The organism is Neisseria dumasiana (genome assembly GCF_022870885.1).
GTDB lineage: Bacteria > Pseudomonadota > Gammaproteobacteria > Burkholderiales > Neisseriaceae > Neisseria > Neisseria dumasiana.
In genome coordinates this window covers 548913-560378 of the sequence record NZ_CP091509.1, presented here as the reverse complement: position 1 = coordinate 560378, position 11466 = coordinate 548913, and the positions used below count along the sequence as shown (strand labels likewise).

Here is an 11466-nt window from a genome sequence, read left to right as displayed (position 1 = left end):
ATTATTCACCTTTATTTTTTAGATTTAATTTATTTTTTTTCGCCGTGCAGAATCACTTCGACGCGACGGTTAGGTTGGTCGCATTGTTTGCGTGCATTCGCATCAGTCGGGTGCTTGGCGCGGCAATCTTCTACCAATAATTCGCGCTCACCACGCCCTTCTGCTGTGATTAATCTGTTGTCTAAGCCGCTTTCCGCCAAAACGCGTTTAACGGTTTCAGCACGTTCAACCGACAGTTTTTGGTTGTATTCCGGTTTGCCGGAGGGATCTGTATGACCTACCACAACCACGCTGCGCACTAAATTTGGATGTTGTCTGATTTCATTGGAAATGTCGGCAATTTCCTGTTTGCCTTTAGGCAGCATACTGGCATAATCTGAACGATTGAACGCAAACAGGGTTGCGGCTTGCAAATCGTATTTTTTCAATACGGTTGAACATTGTTGTGCACTTGAAACACGCGAAAGGGTGTGGTTTTGGCGGGGAATGCCCTTCATTTCAACGGCGGCCTGCTCGGGCGATACGGCTTGCAGCACCGGATTACCTGCTCCGTCATCGACAATTTTGAAAAAAGAAACGGCGGCTTCAGGCAGGTTGTAGTAGTCGCCTGAATTTAATTTGTGACGGTAACCTTCATCCCGCTTGGTGAACTCCGCATGGAAACGCTGGTTTTGCGCACATACGGTTTCCTGACGGTAAGCATTGGGTTGCAGCGAGCCTGAATATTGTCCGTTAACGTAAATATTGACGGTCGGGCCTACAATCGCGTCGGCTTGGCGGTAAACCACCACGGAAGAGCGGTTGTCCGGCACGGAAGTGCTGTATGCGGCCTCTTTAGTACCCACCCAGCTTTCTCTCTGCTGATGAGCACACCCTACTGCTGTGAGCGGCAATAACATCCACAATAATTTACGATACTGAAACATAATTCAAAACTCCTGACTTTCGATAATGCATCTGCACAATAGATGCCGTTCGTTATATTTAAATATTTCCAACTATAATTAGAATCTGGCTAATGATTTTCCACATGACATAGTACATGGCAATAATAAGATGATATACGCATCAACTGTGCTTTTTCATATCAGAATACCAACGGTATTTTTTTACGGATAACAGGTATCCTATTGTATTCGCCTTAACATTTAATAACTTTTTAGCAGAAAACGTTAATAAGTTGAATTTAAACAACCTAATTTTAATCATTTAAAATATTTTGACAAAAACAACATAATAAATAAGGTAATTATCCTTTTTGCAACACACCTTTCATTTTTCCGGCTTTAAACATTCCTGCAACTTGCCGGCCTTTCACACATCAGCTTTGCAATTTCCGTTAAAATACGGCCTTTCACGCTTCAACTTTTCCACTTTATGCGCCTTACCCATATCAAACTTGCAGGCTTCAAATCGTTTACCGACCCCACAACCATTCATGTGCCCGGGCAGCTCGTTGCCGTTATCGGGCCGAACGGCTGCGGCAAATCAAACGTGATTGATGCCGTGCGCTGGGTATTGGGCGAAGCTTCTGCCAAACAATTGCGCGGCGAGAGCATGCAGGACGTGATTTTCAACGGCGCGGCCACCCGCCGCCCGGCTCCGCGCGCATCGGTGGAATTGGTGTTCGACAACAGCGATCACAGTTTGCAGGGGGCGTGGGGGCAATATGCGGAAGTGAGCATCAAGCGGCAGCTTACGCGGCAAGGCGAATCCACTTACTTTATTAACAACCAAGTGGTGCGCCGCCGCGACATTACCGATTTATTTTTAGGAACGGGCGTGGGCGCGCGCGGATATGCCGTGATTGAACAAGGCATGATTTCGCGCATCATCGAAGCACGGCCGGAAGAATTGCGGGCTTATATAGAAGAAGCGGCGGGCGTATCCAAATACAAAGAACGCCGCAAAGAAACGGAAGGCCGTCTGAAAGACACCCGCGAGCATCTGCAACGCCTTGCCGACCTGCAAAGCGAACTCGCCCGCCAAGTGGAAAAACTGGAAAAACAGGCCGAAACTGCCGAGCGCTACCAAACGCTCACCCGTCAGCTTTCACAACAGCAGGACTTGCTCGACTATGTACAATGGCAGCAATCGCTGGCCACTGCCGACAAAGCCACTGCACAACACCAAACATTCCAGCAGCAGCAAGACGAAACCTCCGCCCAAGTTCAAGCCCTAACCGAAGAAATCCACGCCCTACAAGCCACCGAGCAGGCGCAGCAGCAAAGCGTGCACGACATCAGCAATCAGCGCGGTGTATTGCGCGAACAGATTGCCCGCTTGGAAGAACAAATCCGCCACCAACAAACCCTGCATCAACGCATCGAGCGCGACAAAGCCGCCGCGCAGGTGCAGCTTTCGCGCATCCACCAAGAGCAGCGGCAAATCAAAGAGCAACTGGAAGAAGCAGACATTCACATAGAAGAAAAGCAAGTTGAATTGACCGAACTGGCCATGCAGGTTGCCGAATACGAAGAACGCCTGCCCGAACTCGAAGAAGCACAGTCCGTGCTGAACACCGCCTACCAAAACCAGCAGGACGAACACAACCGCATCAAACGCGAGCTGGCCTTGAAACAGCAGCAACTCGCCCATTCGCAGCAAACCCTGCAACAGCATCAAGCACGCAGAGGCCGTCTGAAACAGGAAAGCCAAGCACTCAACCTGCCCGACGACAGCGAAACCGCCGCCGCACAAGAGCAGGCCGCCTTGTTGCAAAGCCAACAAGAACATTACGAAGAACAGATTCTCGCTGCCGAAGAACAGCTCAATCATCTGCGCGAACAGTTTCAGACGGCCTCACAACACCTGCAAAACCTGAAGCAACAACATATCACCCTGCAAGCGCAACAGCAGGCATTGGCACAACTGCTCACTCAAGACGAAGCCGCCCAAACCGATTTTTGGCAACACACTGCTGCTGCCGAAGCCCCGCAACTGTGGCAGCACATCACCGCCCCTGCCGACTGGCAGCACGCCTTAAGCGTTATTTTGGCCGAACGGCTGCACGCCCGCGCCGTACCGCCTTCGTTTAGCCTGCCGTCGCCGTTGCCCGAAGGCCGTGCCGCATGGCTTCACGACAACCTTTCAGGCGGTCTCAAGAAAACCCTGCCCGCTCAAGCACTCTTAAACCAAATCCAAGCCAAAGCCCCTTTTCAGACGGCCTTACACCACTGGCTCGACGGCGTATTGTGCGCGCCCGATTTAGATTACGCACTCGCGCATCAAGCCGACTTGCAAAACAACCAAATCTGGCTAACCCCCGAAGGCCACCAAATCGACCGCGTCAGCGTGGTGCTGTACGCCCAAGCCGCGCAAGACAACCTGATGGCACGCAAAGCCCGTTTGGACGAATTAACCGCCGAACTGGAAAAACTCACCCCCCAACTGGCCGCCGCCGAGCAGCAGTACGCCCAAACCCAAAACGCCTTGAACGCTGCCGAACAACACCATAAAAACCTGCAACAGCAGCAAAAACAGCACAGCCAGCAATACCAAGCGGCACAAAACCGCGCCGCCGAACTGCTCGCCCGCACCAATCAGGGCCAAATCCGCCGCGAGCACATCGAACGCGAACTGGCTCAACTCGAAGAAGAACAACTCATTCTCGAACAAACTTCAGACGGCCTCGAAGACGACATCGCCACGCTTACCGAAGCAGCAGCCGAACTCGAACACCAGCAGCAAAATACCGGCGGCAGCCGCCAAGAACAACAAGGCCGTCTGAAACAAGCCCAGCTTGCACTGCTCGAAGCCAACCGCCAATACGGTTTGGCAGAAGTGGCCGTACACAAACTGCAACAGCAAAAACAGCACTTCCAGCAGCAGCTTGCCCAACTTGAACAGCAAACCTTAGATTGGCAGGAACGCCAATCCGAACTGGCACTCGCCTACGAAACCGAAACCCAAAACGACGAACAGCACGCCAAACTCAGCGAACTGAGCGAATCCGTACAAACCCTCGACGAGCAATACGCCGCCATGCAGGAGCAACTCGCCGCCACCCAAACAAAAGGCCGCGAACAATACGCCCGCCAGCAAACCCTGTCGGCCAAACTGCCGCAATTGCAGGCCGCCACCCAAACCGCTTTGCTGCAACAACAAGAAGCCCTGCTGAACGCCAAACGCTTCCATCAAAATCTTGCCGAACGCCAAGCCGATTTCGACGCACTCGAATCGCTGGCTGCTGCGTCCGGCAGCTTAAAAAACCTCAACAGCGACATCGGCAGTCTCGCCCAACAAATCGAAGCCCTCGGTGCCGTCAACCTCGCCGCCCTGCAAGAGTTGGAAGAAGCCCGCGAACGCGACGGCTACTACCGCGGCCAAAGCGAAGACGTGCAGGCCGCTATCAACCTGCTCGAAGAAGCCATCGAACAAATCGACAACAAAACCAAATCGCGGTTTAAAGAAACCTTCGATGCCGTTAACGAGAAAGTACAAACCTTCTTCCCCACCCTATTCGGCGGCGGCGAAGCCAAATTACACATGATCGGCGATGACCTGCTCACTTCCGGCGTATCCATCATGGCCCGCCCGCCCGGCAAGAAAAACAGCACCATCCACCTCTTGAGCGGCGGCGAAAAAGCCCTTACCGCCATGAGTTTGGTGTTTGCCCTGTTCAGCCTCAACCCCGCCCCCTTCTGCCTGCTCGACGAAGTGGACGCACCGCTCGACGATGCCAACACCGGCCGCTTCTGCAATCTGGTGAAAGAAATGTCGGCGCAAACCCAGTTTCTCTACATCTCGCACAACCGCCTTACCATGGAAATGGCCGAGCAGCTTATCGGCGTTACCATGCAGGAAAAAGGCGTATCACGGATTGTAGCGGTGGATATCCAACAAGCTTTGAGCATGGCCGAACCTGCTTAACCTCTCCATTTCCGCAGAAAACCCGCAAGCCGAACAACCATCACGCTATCGCAAACCATATGAACAACAATATGATCTGGCAGCCCGAATTGCCGCAAACCGTTTTACACAGCGTTTCAGACCATGCCGCCGCCCTTATGCAGGCGCAGTCGCTCACCACCGCGCTACGCAGCATTCATTCCGATTTTTCCGTACGCCTGCTGCATTTGGGGGAACACAGCTTCGACCAAGCCTTTTCAGACGGCCTCATATCCGACGGAGCAGACTCATGGTTTGCCCGCGATGTTTTATTGTGCTTGAACGGCATACCGGTCGTATGGGCGCGCAGTATGTGCAAAAGTGATGCCGGCAACTGGCGCGGCCTTCTCGATTGCGGCACACGCCCGTTGGGTGAAAAACTGTTTGACGGCTCCCTGCCGCTTACCCGCTCCTGTTTCGAATACGCCGCCGTCCAACCCGACCGCACACTACACGGCTTCGACGGCACGGCCTTTGCGGCACGCCGTTCGTTTTTCAGCTGGCAGCGGGAAATATTGGGCTTAACCGAATACTTCCTGCCCGGGCTGAAAAGTTTTGTTTAAGGATGTGAGCATTTTCATAATCTGGTCTATAATTACTTTGTGAAACAGCGCAACACAAGCCGTTTGGAAACAGACGGCTTTCTGTATTTACAAGCCATCAATAAATAAAGTAAATATTGCACATGAACATAAAACGATTGCTCTTAACATTCCTACCCCGCTATGTGGTGGGCAGACTGGTGATTTACAGCAGGCTGATGCGGATAGAAAAACCCATCGGCACTTTATTGCTGTTGTGGCCGACCTTATGGGCTTTGTGGATTGCATCCGAGGGCATACCCGACTTCACCATTTTGATTGCCTTTGCCGTGGGCACTTTTCTGATGCGCAGCGCAGGGTGTGTTGTTAACGATTTTGCCGACCGCAAATTTGACGGCTCGGTAGAGCGCACCAAAAACCGCCCGTTTGCCAAAGGTTTGGTTTCTACCGAAGAAGCCATTTTGTTGGCACTCATCCTCTGCCTGCTGGCAGCACTCTGCCTGCTTCCCCTCAACCGTCTCACATGGCTGATGAGCCTTCCGGCTTTGTTTTTAGCCGTAACCTACCCGTTTACCAAACGCTTTTTCCCACTTCCCCAATTTTATTTAGGATTAGCCTTTTCATTCGGCATCCCCATGGCATTCGCCGCCGTTAACGAAACCGTTCCACCCCTAGCCTGGCTGATTTTTACCGCCAATGTATTATGGACTTTGGCCTACGACACCATCTATGCCATGGCCGATAAAGAAGACGACTTAAAAATCGGCATCCGCACCTCTGCCATCACATTCGGAGATAACGATATTTCCGCCATCATGATCTGCCACTTTTGGTTTACCGTATTGATGACCATACTCGGCTTGCAGATTCAGGCCACATGGCCTTTCTGGATAGCCTTGCCTATCAGCATTTACTGGCAATACAAACAATACAAACAAATCAAAACGCGTGATTGCTGGTTGTGTTTCCGTACTTTTCTAGAAAACAACCGTATCGGTTTGATATGGTTTTTGGCCATTGCCGGACACTATCTATGGCTTTCCATTCAGACGGCCTAAAATAAAAAAAGCAGATGTTTCAACATCTGCTTTTTTATAAACCATCGTAATCAACCCAAGTTATCCGCCATCGCGGCATGTTCGCTTTCCAACTGTTTCTCAGCCAGCACGGCAAGCTGCGATGCCACACCCTGCTCTATTTTAGTCAAGCTGGCCGCATGTGCTTCGTGATAGGCTTCCTCAAGAGCGAAGGCGAAACCCACAGAATCCGTGCCGCCGTGGCTTTTCACAACCACACCGCGCAAACCGAGAAAAATCGCCCCGTTGAACCGGCGCGGATCAAACTTGTTTTTAAACCCTTTCAAAGCAGGCATGGAAACCAATGCCGCCGCTTTGGTAAACAGGTTGGCTTTAAATTCCTGTTTGATGGCGCCGCCCATAAACTTAACCGCGCCTTCAATGGTTTTCAGCACGATATTTCCGACAAAACCGTCGGCCACAATCACATCCACTTTGCCGGTGAATACCGTATTGCCTTCCACATTGCCGATAAAGTTTAAATTGCTTTCACTCAGCAGCTTGAAAGTCTGCTTAACCGTGTCGGTACCTTTAATCTCTTCCGTACCCACATTCAGCAAGCCCACCTTAGGGTTTCCTTTTTCAGGATAAAGCGCCTGATAAAGCTCGCTGCCGATAACGGCAAATTGCATCAACTGCTCGGCCGAACAGTCTACATTGGCACCCAAATCCAACATCAAAGTAACATGTTCCGAAGCCGACGGTAGAAACTTGGCAATCGCCGGACGCTCAATACCCGGAATGGTTTTCAGCACAAAACGCGCCGTAGCCATTAATGCGCCCGTATTGCCTGCCGACACGGCGGCTTGGGCATGCCCTTCTTTAACTTGGTTAATCGCCACACGCATAGAAGAATCTTTTTTATTTTTCAATGCCAACTGCGGCGGTTCGTCCATTTCCACAACCTGAGTGGAATGATGGACGGTAATTCTATCCATCGGCGCCTGCGCGGCCGCCAATGCAGATTTCAAAACAGGCTCATCGCCTACCATAATCAGATGTACATTACTCTGCTGCTTAAGAAAAGCTACGGCACCGGGCACGGTAACATCCAAACCCGCATCTCCGCCCATAGCATCTACTGCCAAAGTAATCATAAATATTCTCCGTGTTCCCTAAACGCGTACCGTTTAACTTATCTAGTAAAGCTGAATCGGCTTTCCGGTAAAACCGCATATATAGTCAAGCCACTTATTTTTACTACGGCGTTGCTACGCCTTATCTCAAAGAGAACGATTGTATAAGCCGCTGAAGCGGCAACAGAATCTGCTCCCTACTGTTGTACTGTCTGCGGCTTGCCGCCTTATATTAAAAATAAGTGGCTTGACTAATACAACCGCCAGCATACTCACGATAACACGCTCAAAATACCGGCAACGGCAGGTATTTGATCAGATATTCCTGCGTGCGCACGGCAACCCCTGCAATGTTTTCAGACGGCCTCATAATCCGGCTAGGCCGTCTGAAAAAACACTATCCGGCCCAGCCTGAATTATTCAACGCTATCCTGAAACCAATCTATTTTATTTTGAGCAGCGATATTTTGTTATTCATCGGCTCCGGCGAACAAGCGGCCTGTTACAAACCGCCCGATAGTCGATTAACTCAGGCTTTGCTGCGGCTTGATGCCTTATATTAAAAATGTGTTGACCTGACTATATAACAACGCCGGACTTTTTATCTAAACTTAATCAATGGTCGACTGATCGGCCAAACGGTTATGTTCGTCGATATCTTCGGCATCCCAAGGATAATTAATCCACCAATCTTGCACGGTGATACCGCTGAAATAAGGCATACCCTGCGGCAACCGGCCTTTCTTTTCTTTGATTTTCTCATGCAGAACGGCAATGCCGATTGTGCCGAAATTTTCTTTGGCCAACTCGTTGAGACAGAATTCCAAAGTAACCCGGCTGTCGTCCACTTCATCCACCACCAATACGTTTTTGCCTTTTAAGGTTTCGGGCAAAGGATCCAGCCATTGGATTTTTTTAACACCGTCGGTTACTTGGCCCGTATGCTCGCCATCGTAATAAGCGGTGGTAACGGCATAAATGGGAATATTCAAAAAACAGCGCAAGATTCTTGCAGGAATAAACCCGCCGCCGCCGATAGCAATCATTGCATCATATCGAACACCCGATGCTTTAACTTTGTCGGCCAGTTGTTTGATGACGCGGTGGACATCATCGTATGTATACCAGATTTTCTTTTTCATCATTCAAAACACCACCAAGCCCGGCAAATCAGGCTTTAAAAGCCGTTCAAACGGCCTTTGCTGCCCAACTTGCGGCAGTTAACGCAAAAAAGCCAGCAATTGCAGTTTACGGGCAATTTTCTGGCTTTCTCTTCATCAGCAGAGGCGGAAAAATTATTCGCCTTTGGCTTTTACCACTTTACGGCCACGGTACATACCGTTGGGAGAAATGTGGTGCGGGCGGTGCACTTCACCGGTGGCACTGTCTACAGACAGGGCAGGTGCAGTCAACGCATCATGCGAACGGTGCATACCGCGTTTTGAGGGAGATTTTTTATTTTGTTGAACGGCCATTTCAAGCTCCTAAAAATATATAAAACTAAAACCGGTTAGCGGCTGCTTTTCAGCCCTGCCAAAACGGCAAACGGATTGGGTTTGTCCTGATTAACCTCTTCAAGAGCGGTATTGCCGCACGATTCGTGACGGGGCGAAAACGGCAGTGCCATCAGGATTTGGTCTTCCACCAAAACGCGCACGTCCATTTCGCTTTCTGCCACCATTCCTTCCAACTCTTCATCGGAAAGCATGGCTTCGTCCAAAACGGCTTCATCATCAAACAAAACGATGCGGCTGTTTTCTTTCAGCTCGAATGCCATCGGTTTGATGCAGCGTTGGCAAACCAAAGGAAGGTTTCCGGTTACGCTCAAATCGAGAAACAAACGCTGCAAGCGGTCTTGCCCGCCTTGCAGCGTAAACGAAACCTCAGACTGTTTGTCGGCAAAATATTCGTGCGACCAAACGCGTTCGTCCAACTGGCTAAGCAAAAATCTGCCTTGCAAACTCTGCTTTTCTGCGGCGAAAGCTGCGGGGTCAATCAAATTAAGGTCTGACATAAACGGGATATGATATAATTTAAAAGGTTTAACGTCAACGATTTTATTGCAGCTATGAATACTCGTTTGCCGCTTATTTTAGGCTCAAGCTCGGCATTCCGCCAAGCCCAACTTCAACGCTTGGGCATTGATTTTCAGACGGCCCCGCCCGATTACGATGAAACGCCTTCGCAAAACGAAACGGCCGAAGAGACCGCATTGCGTTTGGCCGTGGGCAAAGCGCATTCGCTTGCCGCCCGATTTCCCGAAGCCTTGATCATCGGCGCAGACCAAGTGGCATGGTGTAACGGCACTCAGTTGGGCAAACCGATGAACGTAGCAAACGCACAACATATGCTGGCATCTTTAAGCGGCAAAAACATTGAATTTTATAGCGCGGTTTGTTTGCTGAACACATTTTCGGGCAACCTGCAAACACATGTCGACAAAACCGTGGTCGCTATGCGTAAGCTCACATCCGCGCAAATCAGCCGCTACCTCGAACGCGAACCGGATGCTGTGTTTTGCGCCGGCGCTGCCAAAAGCGAAGGGGTGGGCGCGGCCTTGTTGGAACGCGTCGACAGCACAGACCCGAACGCCTTAATCGGCTTACCTGTCTTCAAGCTGATTGATTTTTTGGCGGCAGAAGGTTTCAACGTGCTTTAAAGCACGCGATTATTTCTATGAGGCCGTCTGAAAATTGTTTTGTAAGTGTTATTAATGTTTCAGACGGCCTGCCCAAACCACCCGTATTTTTAACATACAAACCATTTTGCACGACATCGTTATGCAACCTATTCTTTATCTGATTCCCACACCGCTGGGCACACCCGACACACCTTGCCTTCTGCCGCATGAACAGGCTCAAATTACCGGCCTGACGGATTTCGTTGTGGAAGCCGAAAAAACCGCCCGCACCCATCTCAAGCATTTGGGCGTCAGCACGCCGATTCGCGAGCTTAATTTGCAGGCACTCAACGAGCACACCCCGCCGGCAACACTCCCCGAGCTACTCAAACCTTTGCATGAAGGCCGCAGTATGGGCATAGTCAGCGAAGCGGGCTGCCCTGCCATAGCCGACCCCGGTGCCGACCTTGTTGCCCTTGCCCACGCCCACGGGTTTGAAGTCCGCCCGCTTGTCGGCCCTTCCAGCCTGCTGCTTGCCCTGATGGCTTCGGGAGCAAACGGCCAGAGCTTCGCTTTTAAGGGTTATCTGCCGTCTGAAAAAACCGCGCGCATCCAATCATTGAAAACACTGGAACAACATTCCCGCAAGCACAAAGAAACCCAAATATTCATCGAAACACCCTACCGCAATACGGCAATGCTGGAAGACGCTGTTGCCACACTTGCTCCCGCAACGCGTTTGTGCACGGCCAGCGACTTAACCTTACCCACACAAAGCATCATCAGCAAACCTGTTGCCGATTGGAGAAAACTCCCCGCCCTGCCCGATTTGAAAAAGCGCCCGACCATTTTCATCTTGCACGCGGCATAACTTTTGCTTGTTTGCTTGCCAAGCACACATTCTTTGCCTATAATCTGCCGCTTATTCGGAATGTAGCGCAGCCCGGTAGCGCACTTCGTTCGGGACGAAGGGGTCGGAGGTTCGAATCCTCTCATTCCGACCACCATTTTTCAGGCGGCTTTGAATATTCAAAGCCGCCTGTTTTACTTTGTAGTCAAGCTTTTATTTATCCAAGACGCAGCCAAACGGTGAATCAGTTTTCAATGCACCGTAAGCAGGCAGCAAATTTGCACACATCTGCGGCCGTCTGAAAAACACATAACAACCGTTGTGAAAATGAATAATCCATACGCAAGGTTAACATTCAAGCATTCACTTGCAACAAAAGCCGATTCCGCTACCGTTTCAGCAATTTAAGCAA

General features: G+C 50.6%; 11 protein-coding genes and 1 tRNA gene. 7 read left to right on the top strand and 5 right to left on the bottom strand.

The window, feature by feature from the left end; translation table 11 throughout:
• Window positions 1-29: 29 nt before the first annotated feature.
• Entirely contained in the window at window positions 30-926 is an 897-nt protein-coding gene (locus LVJ88_RS02545; protein ID WP_085418786.1) for an OmpA family protein, read from the bottom strand.
• Between the two features lie 451 nt (window positions 927-1377).
• Here LVJ88_RS02545 and smc point away from each other — a divergent pair, with 451 nt between their 5' ends.
• The 3 genes from smc (at window position 1378) to ubiA (ending at window position 6490) form a co-directional block, all read left to right on the top strand.
• Window positions 1378-4872 (top strand): chromosome segregation protein SMC, encoded by a 3495-nt coding sequence (gene smc / locus LVJ88_RS02540; RefSeq protein ID WP_085418785.1) that lies wholly within the window; start codon window positions 1378-1380, stop codon window positions 4870-4872.
• A 59-nt stretch (window positions 4873-4931) separates the two neighbouring features.
• A complete protein-coding gene (locus LVJ88_RS02535) occupies window positions 4932-5453 on the top strand; it encodes a chorismate--pyruvate lyase family protein (protein WP_085358412.1) in 522 nt (173 codons plus the stop codon).
• A gap of 122 nt (window positions 5454-5575) precedes the next feature.
• A complete protein-coding gene (ubiA, locus tag LVJ88_RS02530; protein ID WP_085358410.1) occupies window positions 5576-6490 on the top strand; it encodes a 4-hydroxybenzoate octaprenyltransferase in 915 nt (304 codons plus the stop codon).
• Window positions 6491-6540: 50 nt separating this feature from the next.
• Here ubiA and plsX read toward each other — a convergent pair whose 3' ends face one another.
• The gene (gene plsX, locus LVJ88_RS02525) at window positions 6541-7605 is read right to left on the bottom strand and encodes a phosphate acyltransferase PlsX (RefSeq protein ID WP_085358408.1); all 1065 of its coding nucleotides are present in this window, start codon (window positions 7603-7605) and stop codon (window positions 6541-6543) included.
• 329 nt (window positions 7606-7934) lie between these two features.
• Between plsX and LVJ88_RS02520 the strand changes: the two genes are divergently transcribed.
• Window positions 7935-8147, top strand: a complete 213-nt coding sequence (locus LVJ88_RS02520) for a hypothetical protein (protein WP_085355782.1) — start codon at window positions 7935-7937, stop codon at window positions 8145-8147.
• 48 nt (window positions 8148-8195) lie between these two features.
• On the opposite strand, the gene LVJ88_RS02515 is transcribed toward LVJ88_RS02520, so the two are convergent.
• The 3 genes from LVJ88_RS02515 to LVJ88_RS02505 all read right to left on the bottom strand — a co-directional run bounded on the left by LVJ88_RS02515 (window position 8196) and on the right by LVJ88_RS02505 (window position 9598).
• On the bottom strand, window positions 8196-8726 hold the full coding sequence (locus tag LVJ88_RS02515; protein ID WP_054600222.1) for a phosphoribosyltransferase: 531 nt from the start codon (window positions 8724-8726) through the stop codon (window positions 8196-8198).
• Between the two features lie 153 nt (window positions 8727-8879).
• On the bottom strand, window positions 8880-9059 hold the full coding sequence (gene rpmF / locus LVJ88_RS02510; RefSeq protein WP_004283533.1) for a 50S ribosomal protein L32: 180 nt from the start codon (window positions 9057-9059) through the stop codon (window positions 8880-8882).
• 35 nt (window positions 9060-9094) lie between these two features.
• On the bottom strand, window positions 9095-9598 hold the full coding sequence (locus LVJ88_RS02505; RefSeq protein WP_085355781.1) for a YceD family protein: 504 nt from the start codon (window positions 9596-9598) through the stop codon (window positions 9095-9097).
• 54 nt (window positions 9599-9652) lie between these two features.
• On the opposite strand from LVJ88_RS02505, the gene LVJ88_RS02500 reads away from it, so the two are divergent.
• From LVJ88_RS02500 to LVJ88_RS02490, 3 genes are all read left to right on the top strand, one after another.
• Complete coding sequence (locus LVJ88_RS02500; protein ID WP_085418784.1) at window positions 9653-10243, top strand: Maf family protein; 591 nt, start codon at window positions 9653-9655, stop codon at window positions 10241-10243.
• A 121-nt stretch (window positions 10244-10364) separates the two neighbouring features.
• Window positions 10365-11075: an SAM-dependent methyltransferase gene (locus tag LVJ88_RS02495; RefSeq protein WP_085418783.1), complete on the top strand. Its 711-nt coding sequence runs from the start codon at window positions 10365-10367 to the stop codon at window positions 11073-11075.
• A 56-nt stretch (window positions 11076-11131) separates the two neighbouring features.
• Window positions 11132-11208: transfer RNA gene (locus LVJ88_RS02490), tRNA-Pro, on the top strand.
• The last annotated feature ends 258 nt before the right edge of the window (window positions 11209-11466 follow it).